The organism is Ruegeria sp. AK11 (assembly GCF_056541095.1).
Genome location: NZ_JBQFXU010000001.1, coordinates 1,372,369 through 1,391,251 on the forward strand (window position 1 = coordinate 1,372,369; position 18,883 = coordinate 1,391,251).

An 18,883-nucleotide genomic window follows, 5' to 3' on the forward strand; every position below is an offset into this window, starting at 1 on the left:
GCAGAATAGACATAGTCTCGACCGACCCAGGCAACCGACAAGTTTCGAATACTGTCGCGCTTGACCCTGGCTGGTCCTGGCTGTGTATCGATATCTGGCATCTCGATCTCATGGATATAGGCGGAACGACCATATTCATCGACCGAAAACACAAGGAATTCGGGAGTCGGTTTGTTGACAAGGCCATGGCCAAACTTGCACTCATACGTCTCTGTAAAGGTTTGAGAAGCTGAAACAACAGGTGTGGACAACAGTCCAAGCGTCAATGCAAATGCTATCTTTTTCAAAGTATTACTCCGCTCTTTCCTTACCTTTGGAATGGTATCTCAACGCAGATCCCGTTTGCGTTTCCGTCATGTGAAGATTGTACATCCGAATTCGAGCTGGCTATTGCCTTCATTGTTTCGCGATTCAGGAAAATCGAAAACTCTTGGCGCCCTAAATCAAGAACCATCCTGCGAGGGTCACCGCTTCTGGTTCGTCTGCCAGTTCGTGAAAACGTATAGGCGTCGCCCGGCCAACTGATCGAAAGTACCCGAAAGCTGTTTCTGTTGATAGAAGCCGATCTTTTCGGCGTGTCTATACCCCGCATTTCAACTTCGTGGAGCAACGCCTGGCGCCCGTACACGTCAACTGAAAAAACAACGCGGGTCGGAGTTGGCCGATTTGCCAGGCCTTTGGCAAAAACACACTCAAATGTCTCTGAATAAGTCTCGGCTATGGCCACATTAGGTATAGTTGAAATAGCAATTAAGCCGCTTGCGATTAGTCTAAAGAAATTCATAATAAAGTTCTTATTTTTCAGCCTTTTGGTGATCGTTAGCCCAATCACACCGCTCCCGCAACAGGAGAAATCGCGCAACGAAATTCTCGACAGACCCTGTTGTGTGTCCCACACTCAAATCGCTTTGCAGCAGCACAAAATTCGATGGCCGCCTGTCCAGGACGAGGCGGCCATCGAATAAAACGTCAGATGTGTAGACAGGTCAGTAAACGCCAACCTCACTGCCCGGTTGCGCCGCAACCTTCAGCAGTTTGAAAACGTAATCCGCAGCCGAACGGAAGCAGACCACGCGGAAAGTTTCGGCATCGTCCATCCAGAACGCACCTGCCACTTGCGCCAGGCGCGAACGGCGGATTTGGCCGAGTTGGAAGGCCTCGGCCGACAGATCAACCGGAGCGACTTTGCCCAACACTTCTCGTGCGCTGGCGCCTGATATTGTGAAGACCGCGCGGGCATCCGAGACGTTGACGGCCAGTGCGTGAGTTTTTCCCAAAGCTTTGATAATTGCGGCCAGTTTGGCCTCGACCTCGGCATAAGGGACCAGCACCAGCAGCTCGTCCGGTGACATCCAGCATACGCCGGTATCGCCGCTGACCAGCGCCTCGCGCTGACCGGGTACTTTCTGCCCAGTCGCATCCTTTACGGCCTTGGCGAGGCTTTTGTCGGACAAGTCGCCGCGCAGGGTGATCATGCCTTGCAGGCCACATTCCCTGATATTGGCGATGCCACCATAGCTGGCGTGGTTCAGTGCGCTGATGGGTTCAGACATTCTGCTTCTCCCCGTCCTTGTCGAAGAAGATCGGGTCCACGATCTTGGCTTTGTAGGATTTGCCATCGGTGCCCGGGAACTCGACGATTTCACCCATCCGGTCCGGGCCGTGCTTGATCAGGCCCATAGCGATCCCTTTGCCGAGGTTGGCCGAGAAATAGGTCGAGGTAACCCGCCCGATCATGTTGCGCTGACCGTTGGCATTGACACCCTCACCCACTGCATACGCACCATCAGGCAGAACAGAACCATCCACAGTCTCAAGCCCGACCAGTTTCCAACGTTCTGGGTCCGCCATATGGCTGCGCGAATGGGCGCGTTTGCCAAGGTAGTCTTCTTTCTTTTTCGACAGAGCCCAGTGGAGCCCCAGATCCTGCGGGATCACGGTGCCGTCGGTCTCGTCGCCGATCATGATAAAGCCCTTCTCGGCCCGAAGAATGTGCAGACATTCTGTGCCATAAGGCATCACACCGAGTTCTTTGCCTGCCTCCATCAGGGCGTCCCAGAACGCCTGCCCCTGCGAGGCGGGAACGGCGATTTCGTAGGACAACTCGCCCGAGAACGAGATGCGATAGGCACGGCAATCGAAGTCCCCGATCTTGCCATCGCGCCATTCCATGAACGGCAGCGCCTCTTTGCTGACATCCATGCCGCCCAGTTTCTCAAGCACCTTGCGGGCGTTGGGGCCGACCACGGCGACCTGCGCGTATTGCTCGGTCACGTTGGCGACATAGACTTTCCAGTCCCACCATTCGGTCTGAAGCCATTCTTCCATGTGACCATGGATACGCTCGGCCCCGCCGGTGGTGGTGTGGCACAGCCAGGTGTCCTCATCGATGCGGGCGACAACGCCGTCGTCGATCAGGAAGCCGTTTTCCGAACACATCAGGCCATAGCGGCATTTGCCGACCTTCAGCGTGGACATCATGTTGGTATACAACATGTCCAGAAACTTGCCTGCGTCGGGGCCTTTGACGATCAGCTTGCCCAGCGTCGAGGCGTCCAGCAGGCCAAGGTTTTCGCGGGTGTTCTTCACCTCACGGTTCACGGCGTCATGCACGGATTCACCGGGGCGGACATAGGCGTACGTCCGCCGCCAATGGCCGACCGGCTCCCAATCGGCGCCGTTCTTGTCGTGCCAGTTGTGCATTGGGGTCTGACGGATCGGCTGGAACACTTCACCCCGCGCTTCACCGCCGATCGCGCCCATCGAGATGGGGGTATAAGGCGGGCGGAAGGTCGTGGTGCCGACCTTCGGGATTTCGGACTCCAGCGCATCAGCGAGGATCGCCAAGCCGTTGATGTTGCTCAATTTACCCTGATCCGTCGCCATGCCAAGTGTAGTGTAACGCTTGGTGTGCTCAACGCTCTCATAGCCCTCGCGCGCGGCCAGCTGCACGTCCGAGACTTTGACGTCGTTCTGGAAGTCGAGCCAGGATTTCATGCGCAGCTGGATTTCGGCGTTTGCCGGCATCAGCCAGACAGCCTCCATCGGTGCTTCTGCAGTGGTTTCGCCAACCGGAGCCTTGATGTTTTTCGGCTTGAACCCTGCGGCCTTGGCTGCGGCTTTTCCCACCGCGTGGGCGTCGGTCAGAACATCGCCCAGCACCAGCGCACCATTCGATGCCCCGGCGGCCAGAACAAAGCCCTCACCATTTGCGCCCAGCGGCGGGCGCGAGGGATCGGGGCGGAAAAAGGCATTCGCGTCATCCCAGGTCAGCTTGCCACCGCAATGAGACCACATATGAACGACCGGCGACCAGCCGCCCGACATGGCCACTGCATCTGCTTCAACCTCTTCACGAGCGCCTCCAACACCTTCCTGGTTGCAGATGGCGACTTTCTTGACGCGCTTGCCGCCCTTGACCTTGGCAATAGCCTTGCCCGGATCAACGCGGATACCCAACTGGCGGGCTTCCTCTGCCAAAGGCCCGGCCGTTGCCCGTGCGTCAACAATACGCAAAACATCCACACCCGCTTGCTTCAGCGTAATCGCGGTGCGATAGGCGTCGTCATTGTTGGTGGCGACGATGACACGCTCGCCCGGGTTGACACCCCAGTTCACGGCATAATCGCGCATGGCAGAAGCCAGCATCACACCCGGAACATCGTTACCAGCAAAGGACAACGGGCGTTCAATTGCGCCGGTTGCGGTTACAATTTGCTTGGCGCGGATACGCCAGAGGCGGTGGCGCGGGCCTTGCACGCCCGGCGTGTGGTCTGTCAGACGTTCATATCCCAGCACGTAACCGTGGTCATAAACACCCGCGCCCATGCAGCGGGAGCGCATGGTGACGTTGTCCATTGTTTCGAGTTCGGAAACCAATTGCTCCACGAACTTATCCACAGGCTCATCATTGACCGTGCCGCCGTCAACCGGAGCGCGACCGCCCCAATACGCGCTCTGCTCGATCAGCAGAACCTTGGCGCCCGAAGCTGCTGCCGCCTTTGCCGCCTGTAGACCGGCCACACCGCCACCGATGACCAGAACATCGGTGAAGGCATAGAAGTGCTCATAGGTATCGGCATCGCGGCTGTCCTTGTCGGGCGCTTTACCCAGACCGGCAGATTGACGGATGAACGGCTCGTAGACGTGCTTCCAGAATGGTTTCGGATGGATGAACGTCTTGTAGTAGAAGCCAGCTGGCAGGAACCGGGCGAACGCCGTGTTCACGGCACCGATGTCGTGTTCAAGGCTTGGCCAATGGTTCTGAGAGATCGCGGTCAGACCGTTGAACAACTCGGTCGTGGTGGCGCGCTGGTTCGGTTCAAACCGGTTGCCCTGCCCCAGCCCGACCAGAGCGTTCGGCTCTTCCGCACCGCTTGCGACGACACCGCGAGGGCGGTGGTACTTGAACGACCGGCCAACCATCATCTGGTCATTGGCCAGCAGCGCAGAGGCAAGCGTGTCGCCCTCATAGCCCTGCATCGACGTGCCGTTGAAGGTAAACGTGACCTTTTTCGACCGGTCAATCAGCCGGCCTTGTTTTGCGAGACGGGTGCTCATTGTGCGGACCTTTCGCGGGTGGAGGCGTCGGAGCCTCCGGCGGGAGTATTTTTGAAAAGATGAAGCATCAGGAGAACTCTCTCCAGGTCCATCCGGGACGCTTTGCGGCGATGGCCTCTTTGATGTCCTGCGGTGGCTCGGAGGTCTGAGCCGTGTAAGTGCCAAACACTTCTAGCGTGCTTGTGCAGCGCGCCGCGTGAAACCACTTGCCACAGCCATTGGCATGGCGCCAGCGTTCAAAGTGTACGCCTTTGGGGTTTTCGCGCATGAACAGGTAGTCGTGGAACTCGTCATCCGACGAGCCGGGACCAAAACGCTTCAGATGCGCCTCGCCACCGGCGGCCAGTTCTGTTTCTTCGGCATCAACGCCGCAGTAAGGGCAATTCAGGATCAGCATGTTGTCATCCTTTTGGCGGTTGGTTGGCGCAGCGGCCAACCAGAATTCTGTTTCTTGGCAACCTCGGACCCACCTTCAGTGGGCCACCCCGGCGGCCACGCTTTCATCGATGAAGCGGCCTTCCTTGAAGCGGTCCAGCGAGAAGGCCTCGGTCAAAGGTGAATGACCTGTGGCCATCAGCTGCGCCATGCCCCAGCCCGAGCCAGGGATTGCCTTAAAGCCGCCGGTGCCCCAGCCCCCATTGATAAAGCAGCCCTGCAGCGGAGTTTTCGACAGGATAGGCGAGCGGTCACCGGTCATGTCCACAATCCCACCCCACTGGCGCAGCATCTTCAGGCGCGAGATCATCGGGAAGGTTTCGACCAAGGCGCGGACGGTTTCCTCGATATGATGGAAGCTGCCACGCTGGGTGAAGTTGTTGAACCCGTCGGTCCCACCACCGATCACCATCTCACCCTTGTCAGACTGCGACATGTAGCCGTGCACGGTGTTGGCCATCACGACCACATCCATGCAGGGTTTGATGGGTTCGGATACCAGTGCCTGCAATGCGACGGCCTCCAGCGGGAGACGGAAACCAGCCATCTCGGCCAGTTGACCGGAGTGGCCCGCAACGACGATACCCAGCTTGTCACAATCGATGGCACCCTTGGTGGTGTCTACACCGACGACACGGCCATCCTGCGATCGGACACCCGTGACCTCGCATTGTTGGATGATATCCATACCCATCGCTGAACAGGCGCGCGCATAGCCCCACGCGACGGCATCATGACGGGCGGTACCACCGCGTTCCTGCCAGAGCCCACCCAGAACCGGATAACGGGGGCCGTCCAGATTGATAATAGGCACCAGTTCCTTGACACGTTCGGGCCCGATCCATTCAGTCTTCACACCTTGAAGGGCGTTTGCATGGGCCGTGCGCTGATAGCCGCGAATTTCATGCTGGGTCTGCGCCAGCATGATCACGCCACGCGGGCTGAACATGATGTTGTAGTTCAAATCCTGGCTCAGGTCCTCATAAAGGCCGCGTGCTTTCTCGTAGATCGCCGCCGAAGGATCCTGAAGGTAGTTTGAGCGGATGATCGTTGTGTTCCGACCCGTGTTGCCACCACCCAGCCAGCCTTTTTCGATCACCGCGACATTCTGAATGCCGTAGTTCTTGCCAAGGTAATACGCGGTCGCAAGACCATGCCCGCCAGCACCGATGATGATGACGTCATAACGTTTCTTTGGCTCGGGCGAACGCCAGGCGCGTTCCCATCCGGTGTGATAGCGCAGGGCCTCCCGCGCGACAGCAAAGGCTGAGTAGTGTTTCATAAGCGAATCCATCCGGTTCGGTGATTGCGCGCAGATATGCCGCGCGGTGACAGTTTAACCGCGCCGCGCAACGCCGCAATATCGCACTATTGCGACATGTCGTTCATTCGCGGCCATTTGTCCCTTTTGTCGGACGCCCCACAGGTCTAAGTCAGGGCAGTATCTTCGGAGGGGCCATGACGTTCTGGGTTCTGATTTTTCTTGTCGCGCTTCTGATTGCGGCATTTCTGAGCTTCACATTGCTGCGCAAACGCCGTGGGGATGAACCTGCGGCGGCTTACGATTTGCGGGTGTATCGTGAACAACTGTCTGGTGTTGACCGGGATCTGGCGCGCGGGGTGATTGGTGAGGCAGATGCGGAACGGGTCCGCACCGAAATCTCGCGACGAATTCTTGCCGCTGACGAACAAATGAAAAAGGGTGGCTCGGGTGCCGGGCCATCACGGACCGTCTCGATTGTGACGATTCCGGTTGTCATGCTGATCATCATCGGGGGGGCGATGGCGATGTATCATCGTATCGGCGCCGTCGGGTTGCCTGACATGCCCCTGACCGCGCGGCTGGAACTGGCCGAGGAGGTGCGCGCAAATCGTCCGTCCCAGAGCGCCGCAGAAGAACTGGCAACCCCACCTCAAGCGGCGCAGCTTGACGAAAATTACGCGTCCCTTCTCAAGCAGTTGCGAGAGACCGTTGCGGCCCGCCCGGATGATTTGCAGGGGCAGATGCTTTTGGCGCAGCATGAGACCAATTCAGGGAACTTCAAGGACGGATATTCCGCGCAACAAAGGGTGATCGAACTGTCGGGCGACGCAGCCACAGCCGAGCATTACGCGGATTTTGCCGAGATGATGATCCTGGCTGCGGGTGGATATGTGTCGCCCGAAGCTGAACAGGCCCTTGCCGAAGCTTTGAAACGCGATCCTCATCACGGTCCGGCCCGGTATTATTGGGGGCAAATGCTGGTTCAGACCGGACGACCAGACCTTGCCTACCGCATTTGGGTTGAAACGCTGAGGGAAGCCCCAACAGGCGCACCATGGGCAGGCGCGATCCGGGATCAGATAGATGAGTTGGCCTTTCGGGCAGGGGTTTTCAACGCACCGGACCTGAGCGCTCCGTCCGGCCCAAGTCGCGAAGACATGGCCGCAGCAGCGGAAATGAGCCCCGAGGAACGGCAGCAGATGATTCAGGGAATGGTGGATCAGTTGTCCGACCGCCTGGCGACAGAAGGCGGCGCGCCCGAGGAATGGGCTCGTTTGATCGCCGCACTGGGTGTTCTGGGTCAGGGCCAACGGGCCATGGATATCCACAATGAGGCGCTGGAGGTGTTTGCCGGAAACACCGAGGCGTTGCAGATCATTGATGCCGCAGCCCTGCAAGCCGGGATTGCGAAATGATCCACGACGTGTTCGAAGACTTCGCCAAGGCGCTGCCCCCGATGCAAGCGCTGATAGGGCTGGATCTGGGCGAAAAGACCATCGGTGTCGCAGTCTCCGACCGGATGCGGGGCGTGGCCAGCCCTTTGGAAACCGTAAGGCGCAAGAAATTCACACTCGATTCCGCCCGGTTGATCGAAATTGCTGCGGATCGCGAGATTGGCGGCATTCTGTTGGGTCTTCCAAAAAACATGGACGGCACAGAGGGGCCGCGCTGCCAGTCTACGCGGGCATTTGCGCGAAACCTGTCCCGTCTGACGGAATTACCTATCGGATTCTGGGATGAACGGCTGAGTACGGTTGCGGCAGAAAAAGCACTGCTTGAGGCGGATACGTCACGAAAACGTCGCGGACAGGTTATTGATCACGTTGCAGCAGGTTATATCTTGCAGGGAGCGCTGGACAGGCTGCGCTTTTTGTAACAGGTCGGAGACCGATTGATGACGAACATGGTTTGGAAGCGCAATGAGGTCGAAAGCCCTTGTGTCCAGATTTGTGTTGTCCATCCGGCCGAGCGTATCTGCACCGGATGTTACCGCACGATCGACGAGATCTCTCGGTGGTCCAGGATGGACAGTAGCGAACGCGCTGAAATCATGAACGACCTGCCGTCTCGTAAACCGCGGCTCAGCAAGCGGCGCGGCGGGCGTGCCGCTCGTATGAATGGCTCCTGACCGATCAGCGTAGACGTTTTGATGACATTTCTGCCGGCTGTGCAGCGCTTTTCGGGATAGGCGCGTTCGGCGCGGTGCCCCGCAATTCTTTCTGAAACAGAAGCGCAATCTCGGATTGGCTGGTTTTGGACCGCCGATCATCATTGCGCGCGCATTCCGATTGCAGCACGTCAGCCGCACGTTTGGTCTTTCTGGTATTAGTGAGTCATCCGATCAAAGTCTTAAGTGGCATTGCGGACGTCCCGTTTCCAGTAACCGTGCCACTGCGGGTCGAGTTCGAGCTCGGAGGGGGTCTAGCTCTTGAACATTGAGGTTCAACGTGAGTGGTAACCCGCAGCGACAGGGTGTGGCTAAAGGTATTTCCCGTCACAAGTAGGGGGAAAACACGCGGCCTTTGATCGTTTTTGACGCTTCAATCAAGAAAAACTCTCAAAAGCACATAATTTCCTAACGTCACTTTTCGACCCGACTTTGCCGAGACTGGGAAAGCTGGGGCCGAAGCTGCGGGAAACCCGCCGTCAGCAGTCGAATCATGCCTGACATCGCACGACCGGATTTGAGGCTGCATCACGAACCTTGACCGATTGGGTATTGCCTGCTCAGGCGTTTCACAGTCGAGGGTTTTATCCGGCGGCAAGCCAAGCCCTGGCGTTGTCGTATTCTTCAGACGGGAAAAACTGAGTCCGGGTTCCTAACACATGGCTGGCGACCTTCTGCGCCATGCGCTGCCAGCTTTTGTCCCCAACGATGGCAGCTCGGTCCAGTTGTCCGATATGTCGGCTGGCCAACCGGAAATGCGCCGCAAGCGCTGACAGCCCTTGCCAGCCATCAAATTCCCTGAGGTCTATCAGCAGGCGAAAGCCTGGCCGGTCCTGCAAAAGCGAATCCAAATCACGTTCTGCCTGTTTGTACCTTTCAGGGTCCAGCTTTCCCAAAAGGCTGATCTGAACACATGGGCCGCTCAGGTCAGTCACGTGGATCGATCCCAGGGACTCACGCATCCAGCGTCGGGCCGCCTCAAGCTCGGTCAGATCGAACACCTGAACCGGACAGGGCAGAATGGGGGCCGCCAGACGAACGCTTGTCTGCACCCAGCCCTGATCCGCCACAACAGCGATCCGGTCGAACCCGCGCCAATGGCTTAACCCCAGCTTGGTGTCAGACCAGGCCGCGCCCAGATCGTACCCCTGAAATTCCGGTTGTATTATCGCCAGTAACCTAACCGTGTCATGTTCGGTTAGCGCAGCCTCGATCGCGGGTACCAGAGTATTGGCGTAATCGGCGCTGGTCACTTGCCCCGACAACTCGACTTCTATGAGTGCACCGTCAGAATTCGTATGAACCGTCATCATCGGTCAAAACCTCCAAAGCCAAATAATGACAGGACGTTAGGCGGATTCGATCCATTCGGCTACTCCACCGGAGCATTCGGGGCGGAAATAGGCGATCATTCGACCATCCTGCCCCGCCGTCGCCCCTGCGGCCCAGGGAGCAACCCCGTGCAGGCAATGGCGGTGCAGCAGATAGGCCTCTCCCGGCTTTGCAGGCACCTCGATCCTTGGGCAGGTCGCAAACACCTCGCGACGGGCGGATTGGTAGATGTCGGTTATGTCAACTTCGTGCAGGACCTCAGGCGGTATCCCTTCAAGCGCCCGCCTGAACGCGGTCCGTAGAATGTCATGACTGCCGTCCCACACCACCATCGGAGACGCGTCTGCGCTGGCCTCGGTCAGTGGAATGCCCAGAATCCAGGCATGAGGTTCATCAACCCGGCGGCGGCGATCCGGCCCTGTTGGGCGCAAACCGTCCACATGGGCCGCATCCCTGTTTCGACGGTACCGGGTGGCCGCTTCATTCTCGCCCCGGCGCGGGCGCGGATAACCCGGATAAACGACAGAAACCTGCCCCTTGTGCAGCGGTAAATCTCCAAAGTGTTTGTCGATGAACGCCATGGCCTTTCCGGTCAGAGACCCGGACTGCCCGACCCTGCCCTTCGTGTCATTGGGCAGTGCGTCGACACCGATGAACCACGTCCCTTCGCAATCCAACCATTCCGCGTGGGCCGGGTCCGTTGTCGACGCCCGTGCGGCAGGCAAAGCGTGGTTCACCCATTCGGCCAGCACCGGATCATACGGGAATTTCACCCAGCCCCGGGCAGAAAAATCGCTCATAAGCCAACGGCCTTGCGCAGCATGTTCAGAGCGACCAGCGTCAGGAACACGGCGAAGACACGTTTCAACGGTTTTGGGTCCATTGCATGGGCCAGCTTTACCCCCCAGGGCGCGGTGATCATTGTCATTGCGACAACGATCCCGAAGGCCACAAGATTAACCGCGCCAATGGTCAACGGGGGGCGATGCTCGGGCGCGATATCCACAAACAAGAACCCAATGACCGACGGTACGGCGATGATCACCCCAAACCCGGCCGCGGTCGCGACCGCGCGGTGGATAGGGGTGTTATAGAGGCTCATCAGCGGCACACCGAAACTGCCGCCGCCGATGCCCATCAGAACGGAAAGAAACCCGACCAGCGGGGATAGGACGGCCCGTTTGATACCGCCGGGCATTGAGTCGCCCAACCGCCATTCTGCGCGACCCAACCCAAGATAGGCACCGATCACCATGCCCAGAATTCCGAACAGTGCCTGCAAAGCCTCGGTCCGCAGGGCCGATGCGACCAACACTCCGACAATTGCGCCGACGACAATACCCGGCCCCCAATCGCGCTGGATATCCCAGTCCACCGCACCCTTCTTGTTGTGGGCAAGAACTGACCGCATCGACGTTACAATGATCGTGGCCAGCGACGTCGCCAGACAGAGCTGCATCAGTTGCGGGCCGCCATAGCCAAGCGTTTGAAACGCATAGAAGAACGCGGGGACCAGAACGATACCGCCGCCCACTCCCAACAGCCCGGCAAGCACACCGGCCAGCGCGCCGATCACAAGCAAAAGGCCCATCATCTGGGCCAGCAAAATTGTCTCGGGCATCGTCCCCCCTTTTGCCGTCTAAACCTCGACCATCGGCGCTATGTGGTTCAGGGCCTGTAGCATGACTTCTGGCCCGGCCCCTTCATGCACGGCCCCTTCGGACAAGGCGCGCCTCCATGCCCGCGCACCGGGACGCCCCGCAAAGAGACCCAGCATATGCCGCGTGATCTGGTGCAAACGCCCGCCATTGGCAAGGTGCCCCTCAACATAGGGCACCATTTCTTGAACAACCGTCATCGGATCGCGAACGGTTCCAACGCCAAATATGCGCCGGTCAGCATCTGCCAGGATATCACCGGGTTGATGATAGGCCGCCCGACCGATCATGACACCGTCAAGACCCGCGTCCAGATGTGCTGCTGCTTCATCCAAGCTGGCGATACCACCATTGATCGATATATGCAGATCCGCAAACGCGGCTTTCATCCGATGCACAAGGTCATAATCAAGCGGTGGAACATCGCGGTTTTCCTTGGGGCTCAACCCCTGCAACCACGCCTTGCGCGCATGGATCGTTACTCTTTGACAACCTGCCGCACTGATCTGCTCAAGAAACGCAGGCAGAGCTTCTTCGGGCTCTTGATTATCCACACCGATGCGGCATTTGACCGTGACATCCACATTAACCGCGTCGCGCATTGCTGCGACGCATTCTGCAACCCGCGCCGGATCTTTCATCAGAACCGCCCCGAAAGTACCAGACTGCACCCTGTCCGACGGGCACCCACAGTTCAGATTGATCTCATCATATCCTGCATCAGCACCCAAACGCGCCGCTTGCGCCAGCTCCTCCGGATCGGACCCACCCAACTGCAAAGCCACGGGATGTTCCTGCGGTGAATGATCCAACAGATGCAGCGCCCCACCCCGAACAAGCGCCGGTGCGGTTACCATCTCGGTATACAGCAGGGTTTCCGAGCTAAGCAGCCGATGAAAATACCGACAGTGGCGGTCGGTCCAATCCATCATCGGCGCAATGCTCAGCGTGGCATGGTGTTGAATGTTATCTCTTCCACGTGCAGTCAACTCAACTATCCTCAAGAGTACGAAACCCGCAGCTATCATAGAAAAATCGTCGAAATAAGCCAATTTTCGAGGAGTGGTCAAAAGAAGCTGCTTTGCGGATTCAGGCGTCGCATCAAATCCGATCGCCGCGCTTTCAACACTGGGAAAATCTAACCACTCTCTGACTTGCCGCAGACAACACCATTGTGGAATATGTTCAATGGATTAACAGATACTCCCATGGTGTTTTCACTGCTGGAAATGCGAGACGCGAGCTTTGTCGGCAGGACCACTTTTGCACTCAACCAAAAACTATGTCGAGCAGCCACATCTGACCCAAAAATCAAAATTTGATCAAATTTGGTGACAAATCCGATCCATTGAAGTACATCACGGGGAAACAGAATTGACGGAGCCCCAAATGGACCTGAGCGCCCTGCACAGTTTTCGTGTGACTGCCTGTGACCTGAACGGTCAGATGCGGGGCAAGCGCGTGCCCCCTGAATATGCGAGCAAGCTGGAGAAAGGTGCAGTGCGAATGCCGTTCTCGGCGCTCAATGTCGATCTCTGGGGCGCGGACATCCACGGCAGCCCGCTGGTGTTTGAAACCGGCGATGCTGATGGCGTGCTGCGACCAACCGACCGGGGCCCGGTGCCTGTCCCCTGGCTTCCGAAAGAAACGGCGCTGGTTCCGATGAGCTTGTTTGACGATGCAGGCACTCCGTTTGCGGGTGATCCGCGTCACGCTCTGTCTGCCATTCTTGACCGATATGCCAAACGCGGTTGGTCGGTCGTCGCGGCGACCGAACTGGAATTCACACTCATCGATGCCTCGGGCGCGCAACCGCAACCTCCGTTGAACCCGATCACCGGGCGCCGCCTGCTGCACGAATCCGTTCTGTCGGTCGCTGAAATGGATGCGTTCGAGGATTTCTTTACAGACCTCTACGATGGCTGCGCCGCCATGGACATCCCCGCACAAACCGCCATCTCGGAAAGTGGCGTTGGCCAGTTCGAAATCAACCTGAATCATCAGGATGCCATGCGCTGCGCCGACGATACGTGGCTTTTCAAGGCGTTGACACGCGGCCTTGCGCGCAAACACGGGTTTGCCGCAACATTCATGTCAAAACCCTATGCCGATGATGCGGGCAATGGGATGCATGTGCACTTCTCAGTGCTGGACCAACGCGGTCGCAATGTGTTCGACAATGGCGGGCCTGAAGGGACCAGCATTCTGCATTCCGCTGTCGCGGGTTGTGTGGCGGCCATGCCAGGCAGCACGTTGATTTTTGCTCCGCATGGCAATTCATACACCCGGCTTGTACCGGGTGCGCATGCGCCGACCGGGGCCTGCTGGGCCTATGAGAACAGAACAGCCGCAATTCGCATCCCGGGCGGAGCACCAGCTGCGCGGCGCATCGAACACCGCGTCGCGGGTGGTGACATCAACCCTTACCTGATGCTGACCGCGGTATTGGGCGCAGCCCTTGTCGGGATCGAAGACGGCCTGCACCCCCCTGCCCCGATCACAGGCAATGCTTACGATATTGATGACCTGCCCCAACTGATGCCGGACTGGGCAACTGCAATTGACAAGTTTGAAACCGACCCCCTGGTCGCCCGACTTTTCTCGGCTGACCTGATCCAGTACCTGACCATGACCAAGCGACAGGAAGTTGAACGATTTGAACGCATCACTCCTGAAGATCACTGGCTGAGCTATCTCGAGGCGGTTTGACCCCCCTTGCCGCCTCATTCGGACTCAGCTAGAGTGAATTTGATCAAATTTGGTGACACATGAAAATCGGCATATTACAAACCGGCCACACACCAGATGCGTTGCATGGCGAATTCGGCGACTATGATGAGCTGTTTCCTGCACTTCTCGGTGGCAACGGATTCGAGTTCCAGACCTTCGCCGTGGTCGACGGCATATTCCCAAGCGGCGCGGATGACGCAGATGGCTGGGTCATAACCGGTTCGCGCCACGGCGCGTACGAAGACCTGCCGTGGATCGCCCCGCTGGAAGACTTGGTCAGAGAGATACAGCAAAGCGGAAAGCCACTGATCGGCGTATGCTTTGGGCATCAGATCATCGCGCAGGCACTGGGCGGCAAGGTCGAGAAGTTCAAGGGCGGATGGGCCGTCGGACGCACTGAATACGAGTTTGACGGCAACACAGTCTGGCTGAATGCCTGGCATCAGGATCAGGTTGTCGAGCTACCCGAAGGGGCGCGCGTTCTTGGTCAGAACGCATTTTGCGAAAACGCGATGCTGGCTTATGGAGACACGATCTGGACGGTTCAGGCCCACCCTGAATTCACCAATGGTTTTGTCGCGGGCCTGATGCGCACACGGGGAAAAGGCGTCGTCCCCGAAGACCTGATGCGCGAGGCCGCAAATCGCGAAACCGCCCCGGATGACAACGCCACAATCGCGCGCCATATGGCCGAGTTTTTAAAGAAAGAGAGAGCCTGATGGCTGATTGGACTGATAAACTGCCGGAAGCCGCCAAAGCCTATTTCCACGGACAGCGGCTGGACGAGGTTGAATGTATCATCTCGGACCTTCCCGGAATTGCACGTGGCAAGGCCGTGCCTGCCACGAAATTCGCCAAGCAATCCTATTTTCACCTGCCTGACAGCATATTCTTCCAGACCATCACGGGGGACTGGGGTGAAGCCGCAGGTGACGACGGGTTCATCGAAAAGGACATGATCCTGAAGCCCGACTATTCGACGGCTTCAGCCGCACCCTGGACAGGGGACTGGACGCTGCAAGTGATCCACGACGCCTATGACCGGGATGGTGATCCGATCCCTTATAGCCCCCGTAACGTGTTGAAACGCGTGGTCCAGCTGTATCACAACCGAGGCTGGAAACCGGTTGTTGCGCCAGAAATGGAGTTCTTTCTGGTCGCCCCCAACGTCGATCCCGCACAGGAAATCAAGCCGATGATGGGGCGTTCTGGCCGCCCAGCTGCGGCGCGGCAGGCGTATTCGATGACCGCGGTGGACGAGTTCGGCCCGGTCATCGACGATATCTATGACTTTGCCGAACATCAGGGGTTCGAAATCGATGGCATCACCCAGGAAGGCGGTGCGGGCCAGTTGGAGATCAACCTGCGCCACGGCAACCCGGTCAAACTTGCTGATGAGGTTTTCTACTTCAAACGCCTGATCCGCGAAGCGGCATTGCGGCATAATTGTTTTGCAACCTTCATGGCCAAACCGATCGAGGAAGAGCCGGGCTCGGCCATGCATATCCATCATTCAATTATCGACATGGAGACCGGCCAGAACATCTTTTCGGGCCCGCAGGGCGGCGAAACGGACGCGTTCTATCACTTCATTGCCGGGTTGCAGAACCATCTGCCCGCCGGTCTGGCCGTGATGGCACCTTATGTGAACTCGTATCGTCGTTACGTGAAAGACCACGCGGCGCCGATTAATCTGGAATGGGCTCGCGACAACCGCACTACAGGCATTCGCGTTCCTCTGTCCGGACCTGAATCGCGCCGTGTCGAAAACCGCATCGCCGGTATGGATTGCAACCCGTATCTGGGCATCGCCCTGTCGCTGGCGTGCGGCTATCTGGGTCTGGTCGAACAGGAGCGTCCGCGTCGTCAATTCTATGGTGACGCCTATGAAGGCGAAGGGGATATCCCTCAGGTCATGGGCGATGCACTGGATCTGTTTGACGAAGCCACCGCCCTGCACGAAATCCTTGGCCCCGAGTTTGCCCGTGTCTATGGCATCGTGAAACGGGCCGAGTATGAAGAATTTCTGCAGGTCATCTCTCCGTGGGAACGGGAACATCTGCTGATCAACGTCTGAGACTTTTCGTGAACCTGCTCTATTCCAATGACCGCAAGGGCGAATACCCTGCCAGCTGGTATGCCGCGACGGCAAACCCAACGGCACGCTTTCCTGTTTTGGCCGAAGATATTGTGGCGGATGTCTGCGTTGTGGGCGGCGGCTACACAGGCCTGTCCGCAGCATTGCATCTGGCCGAGGCGGGGTTCGATGTCGTTCTGCTTGAAGCCCACCGTGTCGGATTTGGTGCCTCGGGGCGCAATGGTGGTCAACTGGGCAGCGCGCAGCGGATGGATCAGGAAGACCTTGAGCGTCTTGTTGGCGACCCGGATGCCGCAAAGCTGTGGGACCTGGCCGAAGACGCCAAGGATCTGGTCAAATCACTGATCGCCAAGCATCAGATCGCGTGCGACTTGCAACCCGGTGTCGCGGTTCTGGGTCTGTCAGCTTCGGAACGAAAAGAGCTGCATGACCATGCAGGCCATCTGTCCGACCGGTATCACTATGACCAGATCAAGCTGCTGGATGAAGACGAAGGCCACAAACTGTGCCCCTCGCCCGCTTATAAGGGTGGGTATCTGGACATGGGGGCCGCTCATCTGCACCCATTGAACTTTGCGCTGGGGTTGGCACAGGCTGCGGCCAAAGCGGGTGTTCGCATCTTTGAGGGTACCGAAGTCATCGGTATTGACGAAACCCGGCCTGCCCTGATCCGGACCGCCAGGGGGAACGTTAGGGCCGACCATGTTATGCTGGCCTGCAATGGCTATCTTGGCAATCTCAACCGGACCGTCGCGGCCCGTGTCATGCCCATCAACAACTTCATTGCAGCGACCGAACCCCTTGGCAGCGAGGCTGCGCGGGTCCTGACTCAGGATGTCGCGGTCGCGGATACCAAGTTCGTGGTGAACTATTTCCGCCTCAGCGCCGATGGCCGGCTTTTGTTCGGTGGCGGCGAAAGCTATGGCTATCGTTTTCCTGCGGATGTCGCTGCGAAGGTCCGCAAGCCGATGACCGAGATTTTCCCACATCTGCGCGACGCCAAAATCGACTATGCATGGGGTGGGACGCTGGCCATTACCATGCGGCGGATGCCTTATCTGGTGCGTATCGCACCCAACATTCTGTCTGCTTCCGGCTATTCCGGTCATGGTGTAGGCACCGCGACCCATGCCGGGCAACTGATGGCGCTGGCCATTCAGGGACAGGCAGAAGGGTTCGATACAATGGCCCGCGTGCCAACTCTGCCCTTCCCCGGCGGGTCCGCCCTGCGCAACCCGCTGCTTGTGCTGGCAATGACATGGTTCGCCTTGCGGGACCGGCTTGGGATCTGATCCACGTTACTTGTGACAAATTGGTGAATTTCCGCTGGCGCGGCGATTGAGGGCTTGGATTGCCACCTGAATAGCTTTATCTTTACCAAAGATAGAATTCGGGAAATCCAAATATGACGCTTCCACCAAACGTTCATGACGCCGAACCCATCCCAGAAGCAGCAAAAGAAGCCATCGACGCCCTGATGCAGTCGGGCGACTTGTTTCGTTATACCGCCCCGCAAGATGCCCCGGTGTCTTTGCTGGAGGCCGAGTTTGCCGAACTGCTGGGCACAAAATACGCTCTCGCTGTTTCATCCTGCTCTGCTGCGCTGTTCCTGTCGCTCAAGGCACTGGGTCTGCCGCGCGATGCGCGCGTCCTGATCCCCGGCTTCACTTTTGCGGCGGTTCCCTCGTCAGTCATCCACGCGGACTGCATTCCGGTTCTGTGCGAAGTAGGCGAGAATTATCGCATCGACATGGCTGATTTCGAGGCCAAGTTGGATAGTGTTCAAGCGGTGATCATCAGTCACATGCGCGGCCACACTTCTGATATGGACGCGATCATGGCGCTGTGTGACGCGCGTGACATCCCTGTGATCGAAGACGCCGCGCATTCGCTGGGCACGACCTGGCATGGCAAAAATATCGGCACCATCGGCAAGGTCGGCTGTTTCTCGTTTCAATCCTACAAGATGATCAATGCGGGCGAAGGCGGTATTCTGATCTCAAACGATGCTGATCTGGTGGCCCGCGCCGTCATCATGTCGGGCGCGTACGAACATAACTGGAAGAAACACAAAGGACCGCACGGTGACAACTCGCCCGAGTTGGAAGAGGCCTTCGTCCGCTGGCAGAACAAACTGCCGCTTTATAACCTGCGTTTGAACAACCTAAGCGCCGCTGTGATCCGCCCGCAGATTCCGGAACTGGCCCGTCGTGTCCGCGATGGTCTGGCGAACCACGACTATGTTGCCGGACGCTTGAATATCTCACCCCATATCGACGTGCCCGCGCCACTGCCTCCTGAGCAGCGCGCGCCGGATTCGATTCAGTTCAATCTGGTTGGGTTGCAGGAACACGAGATTCGCGCATTTGCCGCCGCAGCCGAGGCGCGCGGCGTCAAAGTTCAGGTCTTTGGCCTGAGCCAGGACAATGCACGCGCCTTCTGGAACTGGCAATTCCTGCCGGAAACGTTCGAACTGCCGCAAACACGTGACATGCTGATAAAAGCGTGTGACGTCCGACTGCCCGTACGCCTGACACGCGCAGAGCTGGACGTGATCGCGGATATTCTGCTGGCTGCCGTCGGCGAAGTGACCGGCCCAATGCCGGTCTACGGCACCTGAGACTAAAACTGGCCCACTT

At 58.1% G+C, this 18,883-nt stretch carries 16 protein-coding genes; 8 read left to right on the plus strand and 8 right to left on the minus strand.

Annotation, left to right across the window (positions count from 1 at the left end; all coding sequences use genetic code 11):
* Nucleotides 1-986 precede the first annotated feature (986 nt).
* The 4 genes from ACR0D9_RS06900 to ACR0D9_RS06915 all read right to left on the minus strand — a co-directional run bounded on the left by ACR0D9_RS06900 (nucleotide 987) and on the right by ACR0D9_RS06915 (nucleotide 6,277).
* On the minus strand, nucleotides 987-1,553 hold the full coding sequence (locus ACR0D9_RS06900; protein ID WP_480538157.1) for a sarcosine oxidase subunit gamma: 567 nt from the start codon (nucleotides 1,551-1,553) through the stop codon (nucleotides 987-989).
* On the minus strand, nucleotides 1,546-4,560 hold the full coding sequence (locus tag ACR0D9_RS06905; protein ID WP_480538159.1) for a sarcosine oxidase subunit alpha family protein: 3,015 nt from the start codon (nucleotides 4,558-4,560) through the stop codon (nucleotides 1,546-1,548). Before ACR0D9_RS06905 ends, ACR0D9_RS06900 begins: the two co-directional genes overlap by 8 nt.
* Nucleotides 4,561-4,627: 67 nt before the next feature.
* Nucleotides 4,628-4,957, minus strand: a complete 330-nt coding sequence (locus ACR0D9_RS06910) for a sarcosine oxidase subunit delta (protein ID WP_480473438.1) — start codon at nucleotides 4,955-4,957, stop codon at nucleotides 4,628-4,630.
* A gap of 75 nt (nucleotides 4,958-5,032) precedes the next feature.
* Nucleotides 5,033-6,277 carry a sarcosine oxidase subunit beta family protein gene (locus tag ACR0D9_RS06915; protein WP_480480295.1) on the minus strand — a complete coding sequence of 415 codons (1,245 nt, stop codon included), beginning with the start codon at nucleotides 6,275-6,277 and terminating at the stop codon, nucleotides 5,033-5,035.
* Between the two features lie 176 nt (nucleotides 6,278-6,453).
* Here ACR0D9_RS06915 and ccmI point away from each other — a divergent pair, with 176 nt between their 5' ends.
* The 3 genes from ccmI to ACR0D9_RS06930 are packed head-to-tail and all read left to right on the plus strand — an operon-like array spanning nucleotide 6,454 to nucleotide 8,387.
* Nucleotides 6,454-7,674, plus strand: a complete 1,221-nt coding sequence (ccmI, locus tag ACR0D9_RS06920) for a c-type cytochrome biogenesis protein CcmI (RefSeq protein WP_480538160.1) — start codon at nucleotides 6,454-6,456, stop codon at nucleotides 7,672-7,674.
* Nucleotides 7,671-8,135, plus strand: coding sequence for a Holliday junction resolvase RuvX (ruvX, locus tag ACR0D9_RS06925; protein WP_480538161.1), 465 nt, complete (start codon nucleotides 7,671-7,673; stop codon nucleotides 8,133-8,135). Before ccmI ends, ruvX begins: the two co-directional genes overlap by 4 nt.
* A gap of 18 nt (nucleotides 8,136-8,153) precedes the next feature.
* Nucleotides 8,154-8,387: a DUF1289 domain-containing protein gene (locus ACR0D9_RS06930; RefSeq protein ID WP_209503450.1), complete on the plus strand. Its 234-nt coding sequence runs from the start codon at nucleotides 8,154-8,156 to the stop codon at nucleotides 8,385-8,387.
* Between the two features lie 623 nt (nucleotides 8,388-9,010).
* On the opposite strand, the gene ACR0D9_RS06935 is transcribed toward ACR0D9_RS06930, so the two are convergent.
* From ACR0D9_RS06935 to dusA, 4 genes are read right to left on the minus strand one after another with little or no spacing between them, the layout of a single operon-like run.
* Nucleotides 9,011-9,739, minus strand: a complete 729-nt coding sequence (locus tag ACR0D9_RS06935) for a SpoIIAA family protein (protein WP_480485222.1) — start codon at nucleotides 9,737-9,739, stop codon at nucleotides 9,011-9,013.
* A 36-nt stretch (nucleotides 9,740-9,775) separates the two neighbouring features.
* A complete protein-coding gene (locus tag ACR0D9_RS06940; protein WP_480485221.1) occupies nucleotides 9,776-10,558 on the minus strand; it encodes a hypothetical protein in 783 nt (260 codons plus the stop codon).
* On the minus strand, nucleotides 10,555-11,379 hold the full coding sequence (locus ACR0D9_RS06945; protein WP_480480287.1) for a sulfite exporter TauE/SafE family protein: 825 nt from the start codon (nucleotides 11,377-11,379) through the stop codon (nucleotides 10,555-10,557). The genes ACR0D9_RS06940 and ACR0D9_RS06945 overlap by 4 nt, the downstream gene beginning before the upstream one ends.
* A gap of 18 nt (nucleotides 11,380-11,397) precedes the next feature.
* Nucleotides 11,398-12,405: a tRNA dihydrouridine(20/20a) synthase DusA gene (gene dusA / locus ACR0D9_RS06950; protein WP_480485219.1), complete on the minus strand. Its 1,008-nt coding sequence runs from the start codon at nucleotides 12,403-12,405 to the stop codon at nucleotides 11,398-11,400.
* A gap of 400 nt (nucleotides 12,406-12,805) precedes the next feature.
* Here dusA and ACR0D9_RS06955 point away from each other — a divergent pair, with 400 nt between their 5' ends.
* From ACR0D9_RS06955 to ACR0D9_RS06975, 5 genes are all read left to right on the plus strand, one after another.
* The gene (locus ACR0D9_RS06955; protein WP_480485217.1) at nucleotides 12,806-14,125 is read left to right on the plus strand and encodes a glutamine synthetase family protein; all 1,320 of its coding nucleotides are present in this window, start codon (nucleotides 12,806-12,808) and stop codon (nucleotides 14,123-14,125) included.
* Nucleotides 14,126-14,184: 59 nt separating this feature from the next.
* Nucleotides 14,185-14,865: a type 1 glutamine amidotransferase gene (locus ACR0D9_RS06960; protein WP_480473448.1), complete on the plus strand. Its 681-nt coding sequence runs from the start codon at nucleotides 14,185-14,187 to the stop codon at nucleotides 14,863-14,865.
* A complete protein-coding gene (locus tag ACR0D9_RS06965; protein WP_209596891.1) occupies nucleotides 14,865-16,223 on the plus strand; it encodes a glutamine synthetase family protein in 1,359 nt (452 codons plus the stop codon). Before ACR0D9_RS06960 ends, ACR0D9_RS06965 begins: the two co-directional genes overlap by 1 nt.
* Nucleotides 16,224-16,231: 8 nt before the next feature.
* Nucleotides 16,232-17,536 carry an NAD(P)/FAD-dependent oxidoreductase gene (locus ACR0D9_RS06970; protein WP_480484189.1) on the plus strand — a complete coding sequence of 435 codons (1,305 nt, stop codon included), beginning with the start codon at nucleotides 16,232-16,234 and terminating at the stop codon, nucleotides 17,534-17,536.
* A 113-nt stretch (nucleotides 17,537-17,649) separates the two neighbouring features.
* Nucleotides 17,650-18,864: a DegT/DnrJ/EryC1/StrS family aminotransferase gene (locus tag ACR0D9_RS06975; RefSeq protein ID WP_480538162.1), complete on the plus strand. Its 1,215-nt coding sequence runs from the start codon at nucleotides 17,650-17,652 to the stop codon at nucleotides 18,862-18,864.
* Nucleotides 18,865-18,883: the final 19 nt, after the last annotated feature.